Source organism: Corynebacterium sp. HMSC055G02, from assembly GCF_001809065.1.
Lineage (GTDB): Bacteria > Actinomycetota > Actinomycetes > Mycobacteriales > Mycobacteriaceae > Corynebacterium > Corynebacterium jeikeium_D.
The window spans coordinates 63,898-87,407 of sequence record NZ_KV795635.1 but is presented as its reverse complement, the minus strand read 5'-3'; the positions used below and the strand labels follow the sequence as shown (position 1 = coordinate 87,407).

Annotated in this window: 22 protein-coding genes; 4 read left to right on the top strand and 18 right to left on the bottom strand. The window is 58.7% G+C overall.

Going from position 1 to position 23,510, the window contains the following annotated elements:
- The first annotated feature begins 34 nt into the window (after positions 1 to 34).
- Positions 35 to 1,150, top strand: a complete 1,116-nt coding sequence (gene tal / locus HMPREF2547_RS01955) for a transaldolase (protein WP_070604568.1) — start codon at positions 35 to 37, stop codon at positions 1,148 to 1,150.
- Between the two features lie 268 nt (positions 1,151 to 1,418).
- Here the strand turns inward: tal and HMPREF2547_RS01950 are convergent, their stop codons facing one another.
- Genes HMPREF2547_RS01950 through HMPREF2547_RS01940 form a run of 3 tightly spaced genes read right to left on the bottom strand, consistent with a single transcriptional unit; the run spans position 1,419 to position 3,213 of the window.
- Positions 1,419 to 2,138 (bottom strand): hypothetical protein, encoded by a 720-nt coding sequence (locus HMPREF2547_RS01950; RefSeq protein ID WP_049193708.1) that lies wholly within the window; start codon positions 2,136 to 2,138, stop codon positions 1,419 to 1,421.
- Positions 2,135 to 2,854 carry an AAA family ATPase gene (locus HMPREF2547_RS01945; protein ID WP_049193710.1) on the bottom strand — a complete coding sequence of 240 codons (720 nt, stop codon included), beginning with the start codon at positions 2,852 to 2,854 and terminating at the stop codon, positions 2,135 to 2,137. The genes HMPREF2547_RS01950 and HMPREF2547_RS01945 overlap by 4 nt, the downstream gene beginning before the upstream one ends.
- Entirely contained in the window at positions 2,851 to 3,213 is a 363-nt protein-coding gene (locus HMPREF2547_RS01940) for a GntR family transcriptional regulator (RefSeq protein WP_049193741.1), read from the bottom strand. The genes HMPREF2547_RS01945 and HMPREF2547_RS01940 overlap by 4 nt, the downstream gene beginning before the upstream one ends.
- 134 nt (positions 3,214 to 3,347) lie before the next feature.
- Between HMPREF2547_RS01940 and zwf the strand changes: the two genes are divergently transcribed.
- From zwf to pgl, 3 genes are read left to right on the top strand one after another with little or no spacing between them, the layout of a single operon-like run.
- Complete coding sequence (gene zwf, locus HMPREF2547_RS01935; RefSeq protein WP_049193711.1) at positions 3,348 to 4,952, top strand: glucose-6-phosphate dehydrogenase; 1,605 nt, start codon at positions 3,348 to 3,350, stop codon at positions 4,950 to 4,952.
- A gap of 50 nt (positions 4,953 to 5,002) precedes the next feature.
- Positions 5,003 to 6,019 carry a glucose-6-phosphate dehydrogenase assembly protein OpcA gene (locus HMPREF2547_RS01930; RefSeq protein ID WP_049193712.1) on the top strand — a complete coding sequence of 339 codons (1,017 nt, stop codon included), beginning with the start codon at positions 5,003 to 5,005 and terminating at the stop codon, positions 6,017 to 6,019.
- Positions 6,016 to 6,783: a 6-phosphogluconolactonase gene (gene pgl, locus HMPREF2547_RS01925; protein ID WP_049193714.1), complete on the top strand. Its 768-nt coding sequence runs from the start codon at positions 6,016 to 6,018 to the stop codon at positions 6,781 to 6,783. The genes HMPREF2547_RS01930 and pgl overlap by 4 nt, the downstream gene beginning before the upstream one ends.
- Before the next feature lie 116 nt (positions 6,784 to 6,899).
- On the opposite strand, the gene secG is transcribed toward pgl, so the two are convergent.
- The 15 genes from secG to rpe form a co-directional block, all read right to left on the bottom strand.
- On the bottom strand, positions 6,900 to 7,136 hold the full coding sequence (gene secG / locus HMPREF2547_RS01920) for a preprotein translocase subunit SecG (protein ID WP_005510775.1): 237 nt from the start codon (positions 7,134 to 7,136) through the stop codon (positions 6,900 to 6,902).
- A 77-nt stretch (positions 7,137 to 7,213) separates the two neighbouring features.
- The gene (gene ppc / locus HMPREF2547_RS01915; RefSeq protein WP_070604566.1) at positions 7,214 to 10,042 is read right to left on the bottom strand and encodes a phosphoenolpyruvate carboxylase; all 2,829 of its coding nucleotides are present in this window, start codon (positions 10,040 to 10,042) and stop codon (positions 7,214 to 7,216) included.
- 202 nt (positions 10,043 to 10,244) lie between these two features.
- Complete coding sequence (gene tpiA / locus HMPREF2547_RS01910) at positions 10,245 to 11,033, bottom strand: triose-phosphate isomerase (RefSeq protein WP_049190741.1); 789 nt, start codon at positions 11,031 to 11,033, stop codon at positions 10,245 to 10,247.
- Between the two features lie 69 nt (positions 11,034 to 11,102).
- Positions 11,103 to 12,314 (bottom strand): phosphoglycerate kinase, encoded by a 1,212-nt coding sequence (gene pgk, locus HMPREF2547_RS01905; RefSeq protein ID WP_049172950.1) that lies wholly within the window; start codon positions 12,312 to 12,314, stop codon positions 11,103 to 11,105.
- Between the two features lie 109 nt (positions 12,315 to 12,423).
- Positions 12,424 to 13,428 (bottom strand): type I glyceraldehyde-3-phosphate dehydrogenase, encoded by a 1,005-nt coding sequence (gap, locus tag HMPREF2547_RS01900; protein ID WP_048731894.1) that lies wholly within the window; start codon positions 13,426 to 13,428, stop codon positions 12,424 to 12,426.
- Positions 13,429 to 13,611: 183 nt separating this feature from the next.
- Positions 13,612 to 14,610, bottom strand: coding sequence for a DNA-binding protein WhiA (gene whiA / locus HMPREF2547_RS01895; RefSeq protein ID WP_048731892.1), 999 nt, complete (start codon positions 14,608 to 14,610; stop codon positions 13,612 to 13,614).
- Positions 14,611 to 14,801: 191 nt separating this feature from the next.
- The gene (gene yvcK / locus HMPREF2547_RS01890) at positions 14,802 to 15,749 is read right to left on the bottom strand and encodes a gluconeogenesis factor YvcK family protein (protein ID WP_048731879.1); all 948 of its coding nucleotides are present in this window, start codon (positions 15,747 to 15,749) and stop codon (positions 14,802 to 14,804) included.
- Between the two features lie 23 nt (positions 15,750 to 15,772).
- Positions 15,773 to 16,663 carry an RNase adapter RapZ gene (rapZ, locus tag HMPREF2547_RS01885; protein ID WP_005510809.1) on the bottom strand — a complete coding sequence of 297 codons (891 nt, stop codon included), beginning with the start codon at positions 16,661 to 16,663 and terminating at the stop codon, positions 15,773 to 15,775.
- Positions 16,664 to 16,775: 112 nt separating this feature from the next.
- Positions 16,776 to 18,824, bottom strand: a complete 2,049-nt coding sequence (gene uvrC, locus HMPREF2547_RS01880) for an excinuclease ABC subunit UvrC (protein ID WP_070604564.1) — start codon at positions 18,822 to 18,824, stop codon at positions 16,776 to 16,778.
- 29 nt (positions 18,825 to 18,853) lie between these two features.
- Positions 18,854 to 19,348 (bottom strand): PH domain-containing protein, encoded by a 495-nt coding sequence (locus HMPREF2547_RS01875; protein WP_070604562.1) that lies wholly within the window; start codon positions 19,346 to 19,348, stop codon positions 18,854 to 18,856.
- Positions 19,349 to 19,350: 2 nt separating this feature from the next.
- Positions 19,351 to 19,833, bottom strand: coding sequence for a 6,7-dimethyl-8-ribityllumazine synthase (gene ribH, locus HMPREF2547_RS01870; protein WP_048731874.1), 483 nt, complete (start codon positions 19,831 to 19,833; stop codon positions 19,351 to 19,353).
- Positions 19,834 to 21,096 (bottom strand): bifunctional 3,4-dihydroxy-2-butanone-4-phosphate synthase/GTP cyclohydrolase II, encoded by a 1,263-nt coding sequence (locus HMPREF2547_RS01865; protein WP_070604559.1) that lies wholly within the window; start codon positions 21,094 to 21,096, stop codon positions 19,834 to 19,836.
- Positions 21,097 to 21,107: 11 nt separating this feature from the next.
- Positions 21,108 to 21,695 carry a riboflavin synthase gene (locus HMPREF2547_RS01860; RefSeq protein ID WP_048731872.1) on the bottom strand — a complete coding sequence of 196 codons (588 nt, stop codon included), beginning with the start codon at positions 21,693 to 21,695 and terminating at the stop codon, positions 21,108 to 21,110.
- A gap of 69 nt (positions 21,696 to 21,764) precedes the next feature.
- Positions 21,765 to 22,817, bottom strand: coding sequence for a bifunctional diaminohydroxyphosphoribosylaminopyrimidine deaminase/5-amino-6-(5-phosphoribosylamino)uracil reductase RibD (gene ribD / locus HMPREF2547_RS01855; protein ID WP_016422723.1), 1,053 nt, complete (start codon positions 22,815 to 22,817; stop codon positions 21,765 to 21,767).
- 16 nt (positions 22,818 to 22,833) lie between these two features.
- Positions 22,834 to 23,502, bottom strand: coding sequence for a ribulose-phosphate 3-epimerase (gene rpe, locus HMPREF2547_RS01850; protein WP_070604557.1), 669 nt, complete (start codon positions 23,500 to 23,502; stop codon positions 22,834 to 22,836).
- Positions 23,503 to 23,510 lie beyond the last annotated feature (8 nt).

Sequence of the window (23,510 nt, the reverse complement as noted above, 5' to 3'; positions counted from 1 at the left end):
ACGAAGCGGTATTGACAGAAAGGCGTTAAACACTATGGGAAACACCACGATGGAAGCGCTCGCCAAGGTAGGGACTTCGGCGTGGCTCGACGATCTTTCGCGCCAGCGCCTCACCTCGGGCGATTTGAAAAATCTTATTGAAGAGCTTCGGGTTGTCGGTGTCACTACTAACCCGGCAATCTTCTCTTCGGCGATGACCGCCGGTGAGGATTACGACTCTCAGCTGGCGCAGCTCACTGCAGAGGGTGCGAACCCGGCAGATGCTGTGTTCGCGATGGCAATCGACGACGTCCGCGATGCCTGTGACCTTTTCGCTGGTGTATCCGAAGAAACCGACGGTGTCGATGGCCGTGTTTCCATCGAGGTCGATCCTCGCTACGCCGACAACTACGAGGCCACGATTGCGCAGGCCCGTAAGCTCTGGGAGCGCGTCGGCAAGCAGAACGCGATGATTAAGATTCCGGCGACCGATGCTTCCCTGCCGGCTGTCACCCAGGCTCTGTCCGAGGGAATCTCGGTAAACGTCACCCTGATTTTCTCGGTGGAGCGTTACCTGCAGGTCATTGATGCGTTCATCGAGGGCATTGAGCGTGCGAAGGACAACGGCGTGGACCTGGCTTCGGTTCACTCTGTTGCGTCGCTGTTTGTTTCCCGCGTTGACACCGAAATCGATGCTCGCCTGGACAAGATCGGCTCCGTGGAGGCCCTGGCTCTGCGCGGCAAGGCTGGTCTGGCCAATGCCCGTGCAGCTTACGCCAAGTTCGAGGAGACTTTCTCGGCGCAGAATATTCGCTGGGCACAGCTGGAAAACGCCGGTGCTAAGCCGCAGCGCCTGCTGTGGGCTTCGACCGGTGTGAAGAACCCGGCTTACCCGGACACTCTCTACGTCACTGAGCTGGCTGCACCGCAGACTGTGAATACCATGCCGGAGAAGACGCTGCGTGCTGCCGCGGGCTTCGAGGGCGAGGTTCGCGACGCCGTCAGCGGCCAGGGTGACGCAGCCAACGCCGTTATGATTCAGCTCAGCGAGATTGGCATCGACCTCGATGACGTCTTCGCTGTCCTGGAGCGCGAGGGCGTGGAGAAGTTCGTGGACTCCTGGCAGTCCTTGCTCGAGTCGATTGCACAGCGCATGGAGCAGCTGAAGTAAGCCTGCTGATTATCTAGGTGCCTGTTGGTAGTGGCTGCGTTTCTGGCTGGCGCCAGCAGGTCGCCTGGCGATCCGAGTTACTGACTGCGTTTATGTCAAAAACGGCCCGAAAAATAGCCTGAAGGTGTCATAAACTTGCACAGTTTCACATCTGCAGCCCGTAACTTTTGGGGTTGTCAGTTTCGGTTCGCCTGTTGTGTTACTTAACCCGCATGTTCAACGTTGGACATGAAAAAGCTCCCCGCGCAGGGGAGCTTTTTTAATGGAGCTAGGACGCGGCGAAGGCGGGGCGCACAGTGGGCAGCGGGCGTTTCTCTTCCTTTAATGCCCAGGCCATCACGAACGCAGAGATTACGGTGATGATTGAGGCAAAGATCGGCACAGCCGGCCAGGGGGCGCCCGGTACGGAGTCGGTCACGTCCAGCAGATAGCTGAAGAGGAAGAGCGTGACCAGGGCCAGGCCAATGGTGATCGATCCTGCACGAGTGCCCTTCGCGCCGGCGACGGTGCCGACTGCGGTGCTCGCCACGGTAGCCATGAGGAAGCTCAAGAAGACGCACAGCGCGGTGAGCAGAACTGTGGTGTAGTTCTGCCCGGAATCCTCAATCATGTACAGCTCCCCGTTAGTGTCCGGAAACAGGGCCGGTCCGGAGGTGACAATGAAGCTATCGAATCCGCGGTAGTAACCGGACTTGTTCTGTTCGATGACCATCGCCGTGACGATGAAGGCGGTAGCCACCAACGATGTGCCCAAGATTGCGATGATTGCGGAGCGTACCCAGCGGGCGATGCTCACGCCGTAGTCACGCAGGGTGACCGAACGCCGGGCTGTGATGAGGAAGAGGATGCCCAGCGCGATAATGCCAAGCAAGGTGTTGCCGGTTCCGCTGCCTACGAGCATGCGCCCGAAGGCCGAGTACAGGATGGCCACGGCGGCAACACCGAGGAAGGTTTTCTTGTTGGTCGCGATGAAAGCTCCGGTGCTCATTTCTTGCTCCGTTCGATGTAGGAGGAGGTGCTTGCGAGGTCGATGAGGGCCGCGGGGTCGAGGTAGCTCACCTCAACGCCGAGGGCGCGGGCATGCGCAGCGGCAGACGAACTGAGCTCTGTAGACAGGATTGCCTCGCAGCGCTCGCCGAGGGTTTTCTTAGCGAGCACTGGGCCGGCCACCTGCGCCACGAGATCCGTAGGGCCGCGCAGCACCGGATGGCTAGCGCGCAGCTTATCGACGTCATAGGGCCCGTACGCATCCTGCTTGTGGATGACAATCAAGGTGTCGACTAGGCCGGCTAGATCCTGGGAGTGCTGCGAGGTGACCACAAGGTTGGCCGATTCGGCCGAGTCGATAAGCATGCCGCGCAATGTGGCGCGGTGCTCGACATCGAGGCCGTTGAAGGGCTCGTCGAAAAGCAATGCTTCCTTGCCCGATGCCAGGGTGGCAGCGGCGATAAGCAGCTGGCGCTGGCCCAGGCTGAGCTTTTTGATAGGGGTGTCAGCGGGGAAATCGAGGAGGGACTCCGCGTGGGGCACATCGAGCTGATCCCAGCCGGTGCGCAGGATCTGGAAATATTCGCGCGGGGTGGCACCGAAGACCTGGGTGTCGGGTGCAGCCTTCGCCAGGGCCGCCGTAGGCATCTGCGCGAGGGTACGCAGGTAGTAAGTCTTGCCGGCGCCGTTGGGGCCAATCACGCCGTAGATGCTCATTTCTCCTCCTCCAGCATGGCGATGATGTCGTGGAGCGTGAGGCCGAGAATGCCGGCCTCCACTTTTAATGGCTCGATGTAGGTGCGCTGGAACGCTTCACGACGCTCAGCGCGAATGCGCTCACGGGCGCCTGGGGTGACAAACATGCCGAGTCCTCTTTTCTTCTCCACGAGCCCCACCATCGACAGTTCCGTCATGGCCTTGGCAGCCGTGGTTGGGTTGACCTGATAGAACTCCGAGAGCTCCTTGGTTGAAGGGGCGCGATTTTCAGCCGCGAGCTCCCCGGACAGAATCATTGATTTCAGATCCTCGGCAATCTGGACGTAGATGGGCCGAGAATCCGCCTCCTTCGCCTGCATATCCACCTCCATGGTGTACGGGTATACCACCTATGTCATAAACCTAAAGCAGAAGAAAGGGGCCCGTCAAGGCCCCATCGAAGGAATCGGAAACGATTCCACCGGACTTTTCTCGATATGACATTATGTAAACCGTGAGTGATTCTCTGCAACGCAACGATCCGAACTCCCCTACTGCCAGTTCTCGGCACAACGGAGATGGCAGCACCAACCACCACGGATACATCAACCCGCTGCGCGACCCGCAGGATAAGCGCTTGCCGCGTATTGCGGGGCCGGGCGGCATGGTGATTTTCGGAGTGACGGGCGATCTGGCCCGAAAGAAGCTTCTGCCTGCCATTTACGATCTGGCCAACCGCGGTCTGCTGCCTGCCTCCTTCGCGTTAGTTGGCTACGGTCGTCGCGAATGGTCGAAACAGGACTTTGAGGATTATGTGCGCACCGCAGTGGAACAGGGCGCCCGCACAGACTTCCGTGAGAGTGTCTGGCAGCGCCTGGCTGAGGGCATTCACTTTGTCACCGGTACCTTCACCGATGACGAGGCCTTCGATCGCCTGGCCGCACAACTTGAGGAGCTCGATCGCTCCCGCGGCACCGCTGGCAACTGGGCCTACTACCTGTCCATTCCGCCAGCTAACTTCCCCGATGTCTGTCATCAGCTCGATCGTTCGGGGCTGGCGCAGTCGGGCGAGGATTATTGGCGTCGCGTGATTATTGAGAAGCCATTCGGACACGACCTAGCCTCCGCTCAGGAACTCAACCGGATTGTGAACTCGGTCTTCCCAGAAGACGCTGTGTTCCGCATCGACCACTACCTGGGCAAGGAAACCGTCCAGAACATTCTGGCCATGCGTTTTGCCAACCAGTTGTTCGATCCGATGTGGAATTCTCACTACATTGACCACGTCCAGATCACCATGGCCGAGGACATTGGTTTGGGCGGTCGCGCTGGCTACTACGACGGTATTGGTGCAGCTCGTGACGTGATTCAGAACCACCTACTCCAGCTCCTGGCGCTGGTGGCAATGGAAGAGCCCATCGCCTTTACCCCGGAAGAGCTGCAGGCGGAAAAGATTAAGGTTCTGCGTGCCGTCGAGCCAGTGCGTCCGTTTTCGAAATACACCGCTCGTGGCCAGTACACGGCGGATTGGCAGGGCAGCAACTTCGTGCCGGGATTGCGCGATGAGGAAGGCTTCGACCCCGAATCCACGACCGAGACCTACGCCGCCTGTACGCTGCAGATCAACTCCCGTCGCTGGGCCGGTGTCCCCTTCTACCTGCGCACCGGCAAGCGCCTCGGCCGCCGCGTCACTGAAATTGCGCTGGTCTTTAAGTCCGCACCTCACTTGCCTTTTGCGGAGACGATGACTGCCGCTCTCGGTCAGAACGCCATGGTGATTCGAGTCCAGCCAGACGAGGGCGTGCTCATGCGCTTCGGCTCGAAGGTTCCGGGCTCGGCCATGGAGGTGCGCGATGTCAACATGGACTTCTCCTACTCCGAGGTGTTTACCGAGCAGTCGCCAGAGGCCTACGAGCGCCTGATTCTGGATGCGCTTCTCGACGAGGCCAGCCTCTTCCCCACTAATGAGGAAGTCGAGCTGTCCTGGAAGATTCTTGACCCCATCATCGAGTACTGGGCCAAGCGCGGTCGTCCCGAGGGTTACCCCGCAGGTTCGTGGGGGCCGTCCTCCGCTGACCACATGCTTGAGCGCGACGGTCGCGCTTGGCGACGGCCATAGGTTGCCGACCTCTCAGTTCTTAAGAATTTTCTGACAGAAAGAACACTTTCATGATTGTCAATTTGCCAGACACTGACACCGCGAGCATTGCTCGTCAGTTGGTGCAGCTTCGAGAGCAGGGCGGCATCGTTACCACGGGCCGTGTCCTTACCCTGATCGTTTTGGCCAAAAGCGAAGACGACCTGGAAAACATTATTTCCACGGTCAACTCCGTTTCCCGCGAGCACCCATCCCGTGTGCTGGTATTGGTCTCTGATGATCCACGCCTGGACAATCGCCTCGACGCGGAACTCCGCGTCGGTGGAGATGCCGGTGCCGCTGAGATCGTCGTTATGCACATGTCCGGTGAGATTGGTCAGCACCACAGCTCTGTGGTGACTCCCCTGTTGCTGCCGGATACGCCGGTCGTGGCGTGGTGGCCGTCTGAGGCGCCTCAAGTCCCAGCGGCGACACCAATCGGCAGGATCGCCCAGCGCCGTATCACCGATTCGTTGTGTGACCCGAATAGTAACGCTATCTACACGCGCCGTACGGGCTACACGCCTGGCGATTCCGACCTGAGCTGGTCACGACTGACGAACTGGCGCGGTGTGTTGGCCTCGGCTTTCGACTTGCCGCCGCACTCGCCGGTGACCTCCGTGTCCATCTACGGTCCACAGGAGTCGCCATCGGTGGAGGTCGCCGCCGGCTGGTTGGCAGATCGCCTGGGGCTGCCGGTCAACCGTTACTCCACCGGGGAGAAGAAGATTCCGGTGGACGAAAAGGGCCGCGCCAAGCCACCGGTGACCTCCGTCGCGTTTGAGCGTGAAAATGGCCAGACCCTGCGCATCGATATTGAAAGCGCTACCACTGCATCGGTCACCAACGGAGAAAAGCCCCCGTTCAAGGTCGCATTGTCGCGTCCAACACGCTCCGAGTGCTTGGCAGAGGAACTGCGTCACCTCGATCACGACACTGCCTACGGACGTGCCCTGCGTGGTCTCAGCCAGATTCACACCGTAGGCATGCAGGCCCCAACGTCCACGATCACCAGCTTCGCGAACGAACCAGGAGTCTCTGACAAGTGACAACCGATAACGTCTCGAATACCGTCCCCGCCCCTCAGTTCCATCGCGCCGCAGACCAGGCCGGCATCGTCGAGGCTGCACGTCAACGCTTCATCGATGCGGTTGTCGCCGTCCAGAATGGCAACGTCTCTCCGGTCACCGATGACGGTTTTGTACGCGTCGTTCTCACCGGCGGCGGCGCGGGTACTGCCCTGCTCAGTGCGCTTGCCGACGATTCTGGAGACATCGACTGGAAGCGAGTCCTGGTGTTCTTCGGAGATGAACGCTTTGTCGCTGCCGACTCGGCAGACCGCAACGCGCTGGCGGCCCGTGAGCGTCTCTTGTCCCCCGTCGGCGTTCCTGAGCAGAACATCTTCGAGTTTGCTGCTGCCGATAGCGGCGTGACCACCACGGAGGCCGCCGAAAGCTACGAAGCTATCGTTCGTCAGAAGGCTCCAAACGGCTTTGACCTGCACCTTCTTGGTATGGGCGGAGAGGGACACATCAACTCGATTTTCCCACACACCGCAGCGCTCGCTGAGCAGGAACGCTTGGTTGTGGACGTGCATAACTGTCCGAAGCCACCACCGACCCGCATCACGCTGACTATGCCGGCCATCGCCAGCTCTCAGCGTGTGTGGCTACTAGTAGCCGGTGGTGAAAAGGCCGAGGCGATTGCGGCGATCGCTCAGCAGGGCGACCCGGCGCAGTGGCCGGCGGCCGGGGTCCGCGGTGCTCAAGAGACCGTTGTCTTTGTTGACGATGCTGCGGCTGCACAGCTGTAGGCTGTCCCTGTACTCCTAAGCTCAGAAACAGCAAAATTCCCGTCGATAAGCGAAATGCTATCGACGGGAATTTTTATTACTTAAAGGCCTTCGGTGGGGCGTGCTGCGTGCAGAACCTACCAGCCGAAAGTATTGAACAGCAGCAACAGGACAATGCAGAGCAACCAGATAATCACGGTCACAATAGTGACGCGGTCAAGGTTCTTCTCCACCACAGTCGAACCGGACAGATTCGACTGCATGCCGCCACCAAAGAGGCTGGACAGTCCGCCACCCTTACCCTTGTGGAGCAGGATGAACAGCGTCATCAGGATGGATGTGATGACCAGGACAATCTGAATGGCGAGGTACACGCGCACTTCCTTTTGAAACGTCGCTTCTTTAAGAACTCCAACTATACTAGCGCAATTGCTCCGCTGGCTAGGTATCCCTAGCCGGAGTTGCGCAGTGCAGTTGCCAGACCATTCATGGTCAGCTGAATGCCCCGACGCACCTTGTCGCGATTATCGCCGGCACGGTAGCGACGCAGCATCTCCAGCTGGATGATGTTCAGCGGCATAAGGTACGGGAAGCGCATGTCCACCGAGCGCCTGAGCAGCGGGTTGTCCTCCAGCAGGTGCTTGTACCCGGTTACCTTCAGGAACATCTCCAAAGTCAGGTCGAACTCAGCCTTGATGATGCCGTAGATGCGCTCACCGTCGGCCTTATCTTGGCACAGGCTAGCGTAGGCGCGCGCCAGGTTCAGGTCAGCCTTGGACATGACCTGCGCCATGTTCGACAGCACCGAATTGAAGAACGGCCAAATCTCGTTGAGCTGACGGAGCTCAGCCAGGCGGGAACCGTCTTCGTCCTCGCCGATCCACTCCTGCAGTGCAGAGCCGACACCAAACCAGCCCGGCACCATAGAACGCTGCTGCGACCAGGACAGTACCCACGGAATTGCGCGCAGGTCAGAAATGGTCTGGGTCTGCTTGCGTGAGGTCGGACGCGAACCGATGTTCAGGCTGCCGATCTCATCGACCGGGGTCGACGACGTGAAGAAGTCAATAAAGCCCGGGTCCTCGTGCATGAGCTTCGAGTAGGCCTCGCGAGACAGGTCGGAAATCTCCGACATAATCTCGTGGGCGCGAGCTGGGTTCTTCAGGTCATCGACGTCGAGCAGAGTCGACTCAATCGTTGCCGAAACAAGTGCGGCGAGGTTCCTGCGTGCCGCTGCAGGGTGACCGTACTTGGCAGAGATAATCTCGCCCTGCTCGGTGATACGCACCGACCCCTGGACTGCACCCGACGGCTGCGCCAGAATTGCCTCGTAGGACGGTCCGCCACCACGGCCAACGGTACCTCCGCGGCCGTGGAAGAGACGCAGGCGAATGTCGTTGTCCTTCGCGGCTGCCACGATGGCGACCTCCGCGTCGTAAAGCGCCCAGTTTGCAGCGAAGTACCCGCCGTCCTTGTTGGAGTCGGAGTAGCCGAGCATGACTTCCTGCAGATCTCCGCGTGCGGACACGTATGCGCGGTAGACCGGAATGTCCCACGCAGCACGCAGCACGTCGGCACCAGCCTGCAGGTCTTCGATGGTTTCGAACAGCGGAATGACGTCAACAGAACCGGTCGGCTGGGAGCCATTCGGGCGAATCAGACCGACTTCCTTGAGCAGAATCATCGGCTCCAGCAGGTCGGAGACCGATGTACACATCGAAATGATGCAGTGCGGTACCGCGTCGTGACCGTACTTGCGCACCGCACGAGATGCCGCACGCATAATGCCTAGCTCGCGAGCCGTAGCTTCGGAAAGATCTGCGGAAGTCGAAACCAGCGGACGGGAGGACTGCAGTTCCTTGGTCAGCAGCTCGACCTTGTCGGCTTCCTTCAATCCCGCGTAGTTGTCCACCACACCGGCAGCGGAGAACAGCTCGGTGAGGATTTCCTCATGAGAGTCCGAATTCTGGCGGATATCAATCGAGTACAGGTGGAAACCAAATACCTCCACTGAATCCATCAGGTCGCGCAGGCGGTGATCGGCGATGAGGTCATCGTGGCTGGACCGCAGGGAGTCGTCGATAATCGAGAGCTCTTCAAGTAGCTCCTCGGCGCTGTCATACGGAGTGAATTCCGACCAGTCGCCCTCAATGATGGACTCGTCGAAGAAGTTCACCGCTGTTGCCGCCACGCGACCGCGGATACCGTGAACCGCACGACGGTACGGCTCATCTTCGCGGTTTGGTACGTCATTGTGGCCGCGGCTGGCCAAGCCGACCAAATCTACGGTGACCTTGGTCAGGCGGTCGCTGAGACTGAGCTCGCGCTCCAGCAGGTGCAACTGCGAGAAGTAGTGACGCAGGATCGTACCCGCTGCCCTATCGGAGGCGTAGCGCAGCGTCTCCTCCGTCACGTATGGGTTGCCGTCGTGGTCACCGCCGATCCACGAACCCATGCGAATGGTTGGATTAGCCGGCAGCTTGTCGCCGCCGAGCTGACGCAAGTGCTTGACGACGTCTCGGTTAATCTGTGGCACAGCTTCCAGCAGAGAAAGCTGGTAGTAGCGAAGACCAACTTCGACCTCGTCGCGAATATCCGGGCGGTTCATGCGAATCAGAGCCGTTTGCCACAGCGTCAGGATCCGGCGACGGATATCGGCATCAATCTCAGCGAGTCGGTCCGCGGTGCGCGCATTCATCGGGGCTGCCTGGATCTCGTGGCGGCGCCGCATTGCGGCCGTGATGTGCTTCTGCACATCGAACACTGTGCGACGACGAGTTTCCGTTGGGTGTGCGGTCAGAACCGGGACGACCTCAATGTGGTCCATCATATCCGCAATGGCGCTGCTGGAAACCTTGGCGTCGCGAAGCTTCTGCCATGTTGCTTCCAGCGTGGAGTCCTGCGGCGGATCGCCAGCATCGAGAGATGCCTCGATGCCCAGCTCCTCGTGCAAATCCTCAGCGAGGTTAGCTAAAAGTGCGAAGTGCGTGAAAGCACGGATGACAGGGCTTGCCTCGGCAGGGTCAATATCGCGGAAGAGGCCGGTGAGCTTCTCGATGTCGCCATCGCCACGATGGAGTTCGAAGGCTGCACGGCGAGCATTTTCGACCAGGTTAAAGACCTCGTCACCCTCTTGCTCGCGGATTACCTGCCCAAGAATTCGACCCAGGTGGCGAATATCCTCCCAGAGCAAGTCCTGCTGCTTCGCGGTAGCGGTCGAAGAGGATTGCTCATTGCTTGCAGTGTGTCGGTCAGTGTCACCATGTACTTGTTCGTTCATTGAGCACGTCCTTTGAAAATTGCCGGGCATTCGAAGTGGAAAGCCTCGGGAAATGTATTGCGCTGACTTATTGCCAGTCGGTGTGCCTGGATTGAGTCCGCCTAAAGGCAATAACCCCGAATCGGTTTTATGAGAATCAATAAAACCAATCCGGGGTCGCGCATGACGCCTATCTTATCAGTTGTTCTGAATTTATATGCACTTAGGCGTTCTGAGCGGCATCTGCAGCAAGTGCGCAGAGCTTCGCGAATGCTTCACCGTCGAGCGAAGCGCCACCGACGAGGCCGCCGTCGACGTCGGGCTTGCCGACGATCTCAGCGACGTTCTCGGCCTTGACGGAACCACCGTAGAGGATGCGCATTTCCTTTGCGATGTTCTCGTCCGCAATTTCAGCGACGGTCTCGCGGATAGCTGCACAGACTTCCTGAGCGTCTGCAGCCGATGCGACCTTACCGGTGCCGATAGCCCAGACAGGCTCGTAAGCGATGACGGTCTTGGCCAGCTCAGCGTTGGTCAGATTAGCCAGGGAGCCCTTGACCTGAGAGACAACGTACTCGACGTGCTCTTCGGCCTCTCGGACCTCCAGCGGCTCGCCGACACAGACGATTGGGTTCATGCCCTCGCGCAGTGCTGCCTTGGCCTTCTTTGCGACCAGCTCATCGTCCTCTGCGTGCATATCGCGACGCTCGGAGTGACCAACGACGACCCAGGTGCAGCCGAGCTTTGCCAGCATCGAGGCGGAAATCTCGCCGGTGTAAGCGCCGGACTCGTGGACTGAGACATCCTGCGCGCCGTAAGTGACGCCGAGCTTATCGCCCTCAACCAGAGTCTGGACCGAACGCAGGTCGGTAAACGGCGGGATGACAGCGACGTCAACCTTGTCGTAGTACTCCTTTGGCAGAGCGAACGCGAGTTTCTGCACCACACCGATAGCCTCGAGATGGTTCAGGTTCATCTTCCAGTTACCAGCAATAAATGGTGTACGTGCCATAGTGGTGGAATTCACTTCCCTATCAATTAGCGGATTTTTAAGCGATGAAAATCCGGTGGTGGAAAAATCTTAGTCTTCCAGGACGGAGACGCCCGGCAGAGTCTTACCCTCGAGGAACTCCAGCGAAGCGCCACCACCAGTGGAGATGTGGCTGAAGCCGTCCTCGTTCAACCCCAGAGTACGTACTGCTGCTGCGGAGTCGCCGCCACCGACGACGGAGAAGCAACCGTTGTTAGTGGTGGCATCGATGATGGCCTGTGCAACCTCGCGGGTGCCAGCTGCGAAAGCCTCCATCTCGAACACGCCCATCGGGCCGTTCCAGAACACAGTCTTGGACTCAGCGAGCACCTTGCCGAATGCCTCGGCGGAAGCCGGTCCGATGTCCAGGCCCATCCAGCCTTCCGGAATCTCGGTGGCGTCTACCACCTTGTTTTCAGCGTCTGCAGCGAACTTGTCAGCCACGACTACGTCGGTTGGCAGAACGATCTTATCGCCGTAGCGGTCCAGCAGATCCTTACAGGTGTCAATCATCTCTTCCTGCAGCAGGGATGCGCCAACGGCGTAGCCCTTGGCAGCCAGGAAGGTGAAGCACATGCCGCCGCCGATGACCAGGGAGTCAACCTTCGGCGCGAGAGCCTCAATAACGCCCAGCTTGTCGGAAACCTTGGAACCGCCGAGCACGACGGTGTACGGCTTCTCCGGGGTCTCTGCAACCTTGCGCAGAACCTCAAGCTCAGCCTGAACCAGATTGCCGGCGTAGTGCGGCAGCTTCTTAGCGACGTCGAAGACGGAAGCCTGGGCGCGGTGAACAACACCGAAACCGTCGGAAACAAACGCTCCGTCCGGAACTAGTGCAGCCAGCTCGGCTGCGAACTCGGCGCGCTCTGCCTCGTCCTTGGAGGTCTCGCGCGGATCGAAGCGGACGTTCTCCAACAAGAGTACATCGCCCTCGGTCAGGCCATTAGCGCGCTCGTGCGCGTCCTCACCGGAGACATCACCGGCGAGCGCGACGTACTGCTCCAGGCGCTCAGACAGAGCCTCAGCGACCGGGGCCAGGGAGAACTCGGACTTAACCTCGCCCTTCGGGCGACCCAGGTGAGCCATAACAACGACCTTGGCACCGGCTTCGACAAGCGCGGACAGAGTGGGCAGCGAAGCATCGATTCGACCCGGATCGGTGATAACGCCGTCCTTCAACGGAACGTTAAAGTCGGAGCGGACGAGGACGTAACGGCCTTCAATACCTTCGTTGATCAGGTCTTTGACAGTCTTAACAGTCATCTCAATGAAATCCTTGTGAAAGTGTGTAAAAACGGGCCGTGGGTGGCGTGCCCTACTCAGGCACAACCACCCCGGCCCGTTCGGGGTCTGGGATTAACCAGGTGTGTTATTAGAGGCGCTCACCGACGTAGACAGCCAGGTCGACGAGGCGGTTGGAGTATCCCCACTCGTTGTCGTACCAGGAGACAACCTTGACCTGATCGCCGATGACCTTGGTCAGCGGTGCGTCGAAGATCGAGGAACGCGGGTCGCCCTCGATGTCCTTGGAAACGATTGGGTCCTCGTTGTAGCCCAGAACACCCTTGAGCTCGCCCTCAGCAGCTTCCTTGATGGCAGCATTAACGGACTCGACGGTGACCTCGCTCTTAGCAGTGAAGGTCAGGTCGGTGACAGAGCCGGTCGGGGTCGGAACACGCAGTGCGTAGCCGTCCAGCAGGCCCTTGAGCTGCGGCAGAACCAGAGCGACTGCCTTTGCAGCACCGGTGGAGGTCGGAACAATGTTCAGAGCAGCAGCGCGGGCGCGACGCAGGTCCTTGTGCGGAGCGTCGTGCAGACGCTGGTCACCGGTGTATGCGTGAATGGTGGTCATGAGACCGCGCTCGATGCCGAACTTGTCGTCCAAAACCTTAGCCATCGGGGCCAAGCAGTTTGTGGTGCAAGAAGCGTTCGAAATGATGTTGTGCTTCTCCGGGTCGTAGTCAGTGTGGTTGACACCGACAACGAAGGTTGCGTCTTCGTTCTTAGCCGGAGCGGAGATGATGACCTTCTTGGCGCCAGCCTCGATGTGAGCCTTGGCAGCGTTGGCATCGGTGAAGAAACCGGTGGACTCAATGACGATGTCGACCTCGTGCTTGCCCCACGGCAGGTCCTTCGGGTCGCGCTCAGCGTATGCCGCGATGCGCTTGCCGTTGACGGTGAGGGACTCATCGTCGTAGGTGACCTCTGCGTCAAGCTTGCCCATGATGGAGTCGTACTTGAGCAGGTGAGCCAGGGTCTTGTTATCAGTGAGGTCGTTTACAGCAACGACTTCCAGGTCAGCGCCCGCAGCGAGCAGGGAGCGGAAGAAGTTGCGGCCAATGCGACCAAAACCGTTAATACCTACACGAACCGTCACAATAATCTCCTTAATGGATTGGCGAATCGATGCCACTTGTCAGGGCGCTGATTGCGCTCCAACAGGTTCACTACAGAAGTGTACGTTGGGTTTTTCATTCGCGCAGCGGTGGTTTGGTGCGAAAATCCCAAATAAACGGAGATTTATCCAAAATTACGCACCTGACTAGGCATAACAGGTGCTTTACTCGTCAACTTCTTTGTCAAAAAGTTCGTCTGTAACGACTGCAGTTGTGGGGGGAATTCCGAGTTCGTTTGCTCTTTTGTCCGCCATGGAGAGCAAACGGCGGATGCGTCCTGCGACGGCGTCCTTGGTCATTGGCGGATTGGCCAGCTGCCCAAGTTCTTCCAATGAAGCCTGCTTGTGCTCGATGCGCAGCTGTCCTGCAGACACCAAATGGTCTGGTACATCGTCACCGAGAATCTCTAAAGCACGCTCTACTCGCGCTGCTGCAATAACGGCCGCACGAGCCGAGCGCCGCAGGTTGGCATCGTCGAAGTTTGCCAAACGAGTGGCCGTCGCTCGCACTTCACGACGCATACGCTGTTCTTCCCACTGCAGGCGAGTAGTCTGGGCTCCCATTCGCGTCAGCAGCGCACCGATTGCATCGCCCTCCCGGATGATTACGCGATCGCCACCGCGGGACTTATTCTCCTTGCTCTTAGCCGTAATTCCGAGCCTACGAGCACATCCCACCAATGCGAGTGCCGCTTCAGCAGAAGGAGCAGTGACTTCCAAAGCTGAGGACCGCCCCGGCTCAGTCAGTGAACCATGTGCCAAAAAAGCACCCCGCCATGCAGCTTCCTGATCAATTTTCTGCCCCATGATCAGCTTGCGTGGTAGCCCACGTACAGGACGTCCTGCAGAGTCAATCAGGCCAGTTTGCCTAACGACGAGTTCCGCGCCATCGGTTACCCGCACGATGTACTTCGAGGTCTTTCGCAAGCCACCGGGAGACAAGACATTGAGGCTGGCTTTGACATCGTAGAGTTCGGCCAGCATGGAGCGCAGGCGGCGTGCGACAGCGCCGGAATCCAACTCAGCCTCCAGCACAATCGAACCTGCCACCAGGTGGAGTCCTCCTGCGAAGCGGAACAGGGTCGAAATCTCCGCTGCCTGAGCGCTTTCCTGCGAAACTGACACGCGGGCTAGTTCGTCTTTGACCTTCGCCGTCAATGCCACGATGCTGTCCATCCTCATTTCATGTGTGCGAGCTGGGTTTGGGCCTGGTTAATTTAGGTAAAATTAACCCCATTTGAGCTTTAGCAATAAACCTCAAGGATAGTATCCGGTACCAATCGAGTGGCAATTAGTTGATTGTCTATTGCATCCTCGCAGGAGAATGCATTAAAACCCTCGACTGGCCGGACGCTTTAGAGGAACTGACGAAGTGCGACAGCTAGTTTCTCCGGCGAATGCCGACCCGTCAGAGCTCCGTGGTCATCAACTTCTTGCACATCGGCGAAGACAACCTGCGCGTCTAGGCTATCCGCCGCTCGCTGCAGGTATTCTCGTTCGGTATCCGCGAGCGGCGTGTTGTCGTCGACAAGCACGTAATTGAGCTTCAAGTTAGGTGCATGCTGCGTGAGCATATGGATGTGCCGTTCGGAAGAAAAACCGGCGGTCTCCCCCGGCTCGGCGACAAGATTCAGCACCACGACGGTTGTGGCATTGGTTTCTTGCAGAGCATCCCGCAGCCCGGGCACCTGAAGATGTGGCAGAACCGAAGTAAACCACGAACCCGGACCCAGCGTCACCAAATCGGCATTGAGGATAGCTTCAATGGCCTCCTCGGATGCCGGCGGAGTCTCAGGAATCAGCCGGATTCGGCGCACCTGGCCAGGTGTCGTGGCCACTGCGACCTGGCCACGGACCTGGCGCACAACGCGAGCATCCTGCTCCAAGCCAACGACTTCGGCCTCAATCTCTAGCGGGATCGGCGACATGGGCACGACTCGACCCCGGATTTGCAGCAACCGGCCAATTTCGTCAAGCGCGTCGACTTCATTTCCCATCACACTGGTGAGGCCAGCGATAATCAGATTGCCAATCGCATGCCCTGCCAGTGCGCCAGTTCCGCCAAAGCGGTGCTGCAGTGTCTTTTCCCACAGATCGCCTTTTTCCGTATCTGCGGAAAGCGCGGCGAGTGCCATGCGAAGGTCTCCAGGGGGAATCTGCCCCAGCTCACGACGAAGGCGACCCGAGGATCCGCCGTCGTCGGCAACTGTGACCACCGCTGTGACATGGTCCGCAACCTGACGGTCAGCTCTCAGCGTGGCAAATAGACCATGACCGCCACCCAGACTGGTAATTGATGTCAATTTCTACACCTCCACTAAAACCGCTAGTTGCGGTCAATATCGCGGTGGACGACGTTGACGTTGATCCCGGAAACTCCCTCGAGCTTCTTAGCCAGCGCCTCCGACATGGCCACACTTCGGTGATGGCCTCCGGTGCATCCCACAGCGATAGTCATAAAACCCTTGCCCTCACGGCGGTACCCGGGCAAAACCAATTCAATCAAGTTTGTGACGTTGTCCAAAAACCCCTGAGACTCAGGTTGGGACAGCACGTAGTCGGCCACGGCTTTGTTGGTACCGCGGCCCGCACGCAGCTCAGGTACCCAATAGGGATTGGGGAGAAAACGGACGTCGAAAAGCATGTCGGCATCGCGCGGCGCACCGTGCTTAAACCCAAATGATTCGATGGTGATCTGCTGAATCTTGCTAGCGGTATCCGACAACTGATGCTCTAACTCACGGCGCAAATCGTGCACGCTCATGTCAGAGGTATCCACTACTAAATCCGACATGCCCTTTATTGGCAGCAACATCTGACGTTCAGCGGCAATACCCTGTGAAAGCGTGCCATTTTCCTGCAGCGGATGGGTGCGGCGGACAGAGTCGTAGCGGGCGATGAGGGTGTCGTCGTTGGCATCAAAGAAGATGACATAGGGCTGGCGCCCCTCATTGCGGAGTCCGTCGAGCACCTCCCCCAAACTGCCGGCGAACGCGCGCGAGCGCACGTCGGTGACGATAGCGAGGCGCTCTACTGGAGAGTCCGCTTCAAACGACAACTCGACCATGCGCATAATCAACTCCGGGGGCAGGTTGTCTGCGACATACCAGCCCATCTCCTCCAAGACGCTGGCGGCCGTATTGCGTCCGGAACCGGACATGCCGGTAATCAACACAAGTGACTTTTCAGCCTGAGGGGAATAACCCGAAGTAATCATGCCATCACTCTAATACAATTCCGCCCAACCGCTCTCGGTTTTACTAGCGGAAGTAAACCCCCTAGCACTGTTTCAAGTGCGGTTTTAGCCACTTGTTTACCTACTTCTACGCCTACTCTCCCGGACCGACATCCGAGTTTGGCTCTGACGACTTCTCGTCTGGATGGAGGTAATCGTAAACAGTTTTCGCGAGCATCGGCCCGAAACCAGCCACTTCTTCGATCTGCTCGACGCTGGCCTTCTTCAGCGCCGCAACGGAACCAAAGTGCTTGACCAACTCACTGCGGCGTGCTGGCCCCAGCCCCTTAATGCCATCAAGCACCGACGAGCGCATGCGTTTAGATCGCTGCTGACGGTGATAATTAATGGCAAAGCGGTGCGCCTCATCACGAATTCGCTGGATTAGGTACATCGCTTCCGAATTACGCGGCAGAATGAGCGGCTCATCATCGTCGGGAATCCACAGCTCTTCTAAGCGCTTGGCAATTCCCACCAACGTCACATCGGTGACCCCGAGTTCATCGAGGACCGCCTGTGCGGCTGCGACCTGCGGTGCACCACCGTCGACGATGAACAACTGTGGCGGGTAGGCAAACTTGCGGTTACTCCGCGACTGCTCATCGACGGCATCAGTCGTCTCTTCGACGAACATCTCGCTTGCATCATCGGGCATGGCGAGCTTGTCCTCGTTATGGCGCAGAAAACGACGGCGCACCACCTCAGCGATAGAACCGACGTCGTCCGAGCGACCGTCACCTGCTGCATCTTTGATTCGGTAGCGACGGTAGTCGGACTTCTTGGGCAATCCATCCTCGAAGACCACCAACGAGGCCACCACATCGGTGCCCTGAATATGCGAGATGTCAGTGCACTCGATGCGCAGCGGCGCTTCATCCATAAATAGCGCGTCCTGGAGTTCGGAGAGAGCCTGCGATCGAGTAGTTAGATCTCCACTTCGCTTTAGCTTGTGCTGGCGTAGCGCTTCAGCTGCATTTTTCTGCACGGTCTCCATGAGCGTCCGCTTGTCACCGCGTTGTGGGACGCGAATATCTACATTGGTGCCACGAATATCGGCCAAAAATGCAGTAACCTCGTCAAGATCGTCGGGCGTGGCCTGAACGAGAATTTCGCGTGGCACAACCTGGGCGGCAGTGGTTGATTCATCGCCGTCGACATCCGCGTGCTTGGCGGCGTCGCCATAGAACTGTGTCAGGAACTGCGTTAGCAGCCCACCCAAGCTGGGGTCAGTCTCTCCCTCTCGAAACTCCGTAGTCGCGTACTCGCCGGACTTCTCCACTACCCAGCCGCGCTGACCGTAAATACGTCCCGCCCGAACATGGAAAATCTGCACGGCCGCTTCCAGTTCGTCGGTTGCTAGCGCAATAAAGTCGGCATCGGCGGCGTCGGAAAGCACGACTGACTGCCGCTCCATGACCTTGTCGATGGCAGCGAGGTTGTCGCGCAGACTAGCGGCGCGCTCGAAGTCTAACTCGCCGGCAGCTTCCTCCATTTCCTTCTTTAAGCGCCTCGTGACCGGGCCCGTATTTCCCGACATGAAGCTGGTAAAACCACGGACAATTTCGCGGTGTTCCTCGGCACTGACACGGCCGACACAAGGCGCCGAGCATTTGTCGATATAGCCGAGCAAACAGGGCCGCCCCAGGGCTTGCTGCCGGTTGAAGACTCCCTTTGAACAGGTGCGGGCTGGGAAAACTCGTGTAAGCAAGTCGAGAGTTTCTCGGATAGCCCACGCGTGTGAATAAGGCCCGAAATAACGCACGCCCTTCCGGCGCGGTCCTCGGTAGAGAAAGAGCCGCGGGTACAGCTCTCCAACGCTGACGGCCAACATCGGATACGACTTGTCGTCGCGGTACATCACGTTGAACCGCGGATTAAAGCGCTTGATCCAGGTGTACTCCAACTGCAGCGCTTCGACTTCATTGTGGACGACAGTCCACGTCACCTTCGAAGCGGACTGCACCATCTGGCGGGTGCGGGGATGAAGCCGAGTTAAGTCCTGGAAATAGTTAGACAAACGCGCACGGAGATTCTTCGCCTTGCCGACGTAGAGAACGCGCCCGGTTGAATCGAGAAAACGGTACACCCCCGGCTCCGTGGGAATGGTGCCGGGGGCGGGACGGTACTGAGAAGGGTCAGTCACTTACGGTGTCCTTAAAACGTGTCCTTGGGTTAGTCCTCCGGCATGAACTTGTCTTCAAGTTCACGGAACCGGCGGATGTCTTCCACGACGCGGCTGCCGTCGGCCGACTGGATCGCGAGCATCGGCACAAACTCAAAGTCAGGCAGCTCCAAGCGAGCCCAGCGGGACTTCTTTGGAAAACTCAGGCCGTAGATATCGACCCACGGGTAAAACTTCGCATTGAGTAGATTGCGGACTTCCACACCCCTGGCATTTACGCGAACGCGAGCCCGAGTCAGCAGCAGGATTACCCCGGCGATGATCAAACCAATCATTGGGAAAGCCAGCTGGTCGATAGCGGTCACCGAAGCTCCGGTGTTACCAAAGTCCACCACGATACCCATGAAGATATGGATAGCGAAAACCACAACTGCAGCGATAATCGCCCACAGACGCAGCTTTTGCGAGGTGATTTCCAACAGCCATTTGTCTTCGTTACCGGTGTCGACGGCAGTCGAATTGCTGTGGCGTTCGGAGTTACCCATTCTTACTCAGCTCCACCTTCACGAAGGGACTTCAACACTGCGACGGTGTGCAGCGCTGCGGCCATGGCCTCGCGACCTTTATTCTCCGCGGCGCCCTCACCGCCGGCACGATCAATTGCCTGCTGTTCAGTGTTGCAGGTCAGCACACCATTGCCAACTGGCGTTTCACAGTCCAGTGCGATCCGCGTCAGGCCCTCAGTCACCGAGTCGCAGACATAGTCGAAGTGCGGCGTACCACCGCGGATAACGCACCCCAGCGCCACCACGGCGTCGTGAGTTCGGGCGAGCTGTTGCACCACAACCGGAATCTCCAGAGCACCGACGACAGTCACATCCGTAACTACAGCGCCGACCTCCTCGGCCTGGGCCAGCGCTTCACGACGAAGCTGCCCAGTAATCTCCTCGTTCCAGTGAGAGGTGACCAGACCGACGGTCACACCAGTGGAATCGGGAACGGAAATTTCAGGAAGACCTGCGCCACTCATCTACTGTGCTCCTTCTGTCGAAATGCCGTGGGTCTCCATGTACTCATCCAACCAAGGGAGCTCATGGCCCATGCGTTCGCGCTTTGTCAACAAGTATTTCAAGTTATCCTCGTTGACCTCAACTGGCACCGGTACCCGGCGGCTCATCTCCAGTCCATAACCACCTAGGCCGGCACGCTTGGTCGGATTGTTCGTCAGCAGCGCCATAGTGGTGACTCCAAGATCCTGCAGGATCTGTGCACCAGTGCCGTACTCACGGGCATCCGACGGCAAACCGAGCGCGAGATTGGCATCAACGGTGTCAGCGCCTTCATCTTGCAGATGGTAGGCCTGCAGCTTCGGCATCAAACCAATGCCTCGGCCTTCGTGCCCGCGCATGTACAGGATGACGCCGCGCCCCGCTTCGTGAACCATGCGCATGGAGTTGTGCAGCTGCTGACCGCAGTCGCAGCGGCGAGATCCCAGTGCGTCGCCGGTGAGGCATTCGGAGTGCACACGCACGAGGACGTCCTGACCATCGTTGGAAGAAACACCCCCCACAACGAGAGCAACATGCTCGACACCGTCGATAAGGCTCCGGTACCCAATGGCACGGAACTCGCCGTAGTCGGTCGGCAGCTTGGTTTCGACAACGCGTTCAATCAAGTGCTCGTTGTGGCGACGGTATTCGATCAGCTGCTCAATGGAGATCAGCGCTAAATCGTGCTTGTCGCAGAAGCGACGCAGTTCCTCCGCGCGCGCCATACCGGTCGGGTCTTCCTCGGAGACAACCTCACACAGCACGCCGGCAGGACGAAGCCCTGCCAGGCGGGCGAGATCGACCGCAGCCTCGGTGTGGCCGGCACGGACGAGGACGCCACCATCGCGAGCTCGCAACGGGACCACGTGTCCTGGTCGGGTGAAATCGTGCGGGCTCGACGTGGGGTCAGCCAGAGTACGAATGGTGTTCGCACGATCTGTGGCGGAAATACCGGTCGTACCGGTGTTGGCATCCACGGTCACTGTGTATGCGGTACCGCGGGCATCCTCATTCTCTGACACCATCGGTGGCAGATTCAGACGCTCGCAGTCCTCGGCGGTCAGGGGCGCGCAGATGTAACCAGAGGAATAGCGAACCATAAAGGCAACAAGTTCAGGCGTTGCCTTCTCGGCGGCGAAGATGATGTCGCCCTCGTTCTCACGATCTTCATCGTCGACGACGACCACGGCCTTACCGGCTGCGATGTCCGCAATGGCCCGCTCTACAGAATTGAACTTAATCACAGTCTTGTAGCTTATCTTTCCAACATTTTCTCGACGTACTTGGCTAGCACATCGACTTCCAAATTGACCTTGGTGCCTACCGCGGTCGAACCAATAACGGAGTCCGTCAGCGTCGTCGGTATCAGGCTGACTTCAAAGAACCCCTCGCCTACTGCAGAGACGGTCAACGAAGTACCATCCACGGCAATTGAGCCCTTTTCCACGACATACTTGGAGAGATGCTCCGGCAGCGAAATCCGCACTACTTCCCAGCGCTCCCCTGGCGTGCGCGAAATAACCTCGCCGGTGCCATCGACATGTCCCTGCACGATATGGCCGCCAAGGCGTTGACCGACTGCGGTTGCACGTTCGAGGTTGACCTTGGAGCCGACCTCAACTTGGCCGAGGCTCGACCTAACCAGAGTCTCTTGCATGAGATCAGCGGTAAAGAAATCATCGCCAAACTCCACGACGGTCAAACAAACGCCATTGACAGCAATGGAATCACCGTGGTGCACGTCGTCAAGCACGGTGGTCGCGCGAATGGTCAGAGTAATGGAATCGGCTTCGCGGTGGATTTCGCGAATTTCGCCGAGTTCCTCAACAATTCCCGTAAACATAGTGGTCAGGAAAATCCTTTACCGTTTGTTATAAATTGAAAGATTTTTACAAAATTAACTCTAGCCGGTCTACCCGCGATCTTTGCCACTGCGGAGAGCCGTAATCAAAATGTCATCTCCCAGAGTCTCGACCGCGACGGTACGAAAGCGCGAGATGTCAGTGATGGTGGTCTCATGGTTGGCCGATGTCACCGGCAGACCAGCTCCGAGAAACGCCGGGGCAATGTAAGACTCAATCGCGTCGACAGCATCGGCTTCTAAGAAAGCGCTGGCGAGCCGTGGGCCGCCTTCTACCAGCACGTCAATAAGTCCCATATCCGCCATTGTCTCCAGCGCCACTTCCACATCGTGAGTGCGAATGTGGCGGAAGTTATCGCCGCGGATATTCGCATCGGCGGCGACCTCCGAGGTGCCGATCGCGATGCGCAGGGGTTGCGTTGACAGCTCCTCGCCGTCTGGTGTGCGCGCGGTCAATCGCGGATTGTCAGCGAGCACTGTTCCCGTTCCGACGACAATCGCTTGCCGACGTGCACGATCGATATGTACCCGTGCCCGCGCCTGCTCCCCCGTAATCCACTGCGAGGTGCGGTCGGTAGCGGCGGCGAAACCATCCAGCGTGCCCGCCGTCTTCAGCGTGATGTGTGGGCGCCGAGTGCGCTGCCAGTGTAACCATGGACGCAGATAGCCATCCGCCACACGATTGCGTTGGAACTCCTCGACCACGTCGATTCCCTTGTATCGCAACCACTCGCTGCCGCCAGCGGCCACGGGATTAGGATCGGCGACCGCAAATATGACGCGGGAAACTCCGGCTGCCGCAAGTGCCTCGGTGCACGGTGGTGTACGGCCGATATGATTGCACGGCTCTAGTGTGACCACTGCAGTACCGCCCTGAGCTCGTGCCCCCGCCATTTCCAATGCTTGTGGCTCTGCGTGTCGGCCACCTACCGGCTCAGTTCCGGCCACTCCTACCGCAATCCCTGCGGTATCGAGGATGACGCAACCAATCGGTGGATTGGGATAGGTGGTGCCCCGAACTCGCTGGCCGGCTTCTATGGCCAATGCCATAGCTTGAGCGTCAGTCAGCGGCTGTGCGGAGACGAGATCCGGAAACTGTGCCACCGTGCTTCACCGCCGTCTACTTAGTTGCAGCAGTAGTGGCCAATGCGCGCAGCTCATCGACAGCCGCCGCACGATCATCAGCGCCGAAAACGGCCGACCCTGCAACGAAGGCGTCGCAACCGGCGGCGGCAGCGGATTCGATGGTCTTGGCGGAGATACCACCGTCAATCTCGATCAGAGTATCCAGACCTTCGGCATCAATGCGCTGACGCAGCTTCTCGACCTTGGTTAGCTGATCCGGCATAAAGGACTGGCCCCCGAAACCGGGTTCGACACTCATGACCAGCACCTCGTCGAATTCGGCGAGGTGATCCAGCCACGGCTCAATTGGGGTACCCGGGCGCAGCGAGAACCCGGCCTTCACGCCCTGGGAACGAATGTGGCGTGCCAGTGCGATGGCATCGTCGACGGCTTCCACATGGAAAATAACGGAGCTCGCCCCCGCCTTAATGTAGGTGTCGACCCACTTCTTCGGGTTCTCAATCATGAGATGGACATCCAAGTACTTGTCCGTCACCGCAGCTACGGCCTCCAGCACCGGAGCGCCGAAGGACAGGTTGGGAACGAAGTGGCCATCCATGACGTCGATATGCAGCCAATCTGCATTGGCTACAGCCTCAACCTCGCGGTCGAGGCGAGCGAAGTCAGCAGCGAGAATGGACGGGGCAATAATTGGTGCGCTCATAACCTCTG

Excerpts from the sequence above, each read along its gene's own strand:
- HMPREF2547_RS01945 (WP_049193710.1), bottom strand. The coding sequence starts at position 2,854 with ATGAGCATCTACGGCGTGATTGGCCCCAACGGCGCCGGCAAGACTTAC.
- HMPREF2547_RS01860 (WP_048731872.1), bottom strand. The coding sequence starts at position 21,695 with ATGTTTACGGGAATTGTTGAGGAACTCGGCGAAATTCGCGAAATCCAC.
- HMPREF2547_RS01950 (WP_049193708.1), bottom strand. The coding sequence starts at position 2,138 with ATGAGCACCGGAGCTTTCATCGCGACCAACAAGAAAACCTTCCTCGGT.
- rapZ (WP_005510809.1), bottom strand. The coding sequence starts at position 16,663 with ATGATTACTTCGGGTTATTCCCCTCAGGCTGAAAAGTCACTTGTGTTG.
- HMPREF2547_RS01940 (WP_049193741.1), bottom strand. The coding sequence starts at position 3,213 with ATGCAGGCGAAGGAGGCGGATTCTCGGCCCATCTACGTCCAGATTGCC.
- HMPREF2547_RS01875 (WP_070604562.1), bottom strand. The coding sequence starts at position 19,348 with ATGGGTAACTCCGAACGCCACAGCAATTCGACTGCCGTCGACACCGGT.
- tal (WP_070604568.1), top strand. The coding sequence starts at position 35 with ATGGGAAACACCACGATGGAAGCGCTCGCCAAGGTAGGGACTTCGGCG.
- pgk (WP_049172950.1), bottom strand. The coding sequence starts at position 12,314 with ATGACTGTTAAGACTGTCAAAGACCTGATCAACGAAGGTATTGAAGGC.
- rpe (WP_070604557.1), bottom strand. The coding sequence starts at position 23,502 with ATGAGCGCACCAATTATTGCCCCGTCCATTCTCGCTGCTGACTTCGCT.
- tpiA (WP_049190741.1), bottom strand. The coding sequence starts at position 11,033 with ATGGCACGTACACCATTTATTGCTGGTAACTGGAAGATGAACCTGAAC.
- HMPREF2547_RS01930 (WP_049193712.1), top strand. The coding sequence starts at position 5,003 with ATGATTGTCAATTTGCCAGACACTGACACCGCGAGCATTGCTCGTCAG.
- ribH (WP_048731874.1), bottom strand. The coding sequence starts at position 19,833 with ATGAGTGGCGCAGGTCTTCCTGAAATTTCCGTTCCCGATTCCACTGGT.
- ppc (WP_070604566.1), bottom strand. The coding sequence starts at position 10,042 with ATGAACGAACAAGTACATGGTGACACTGACCGACACACTGCAAGCAAT.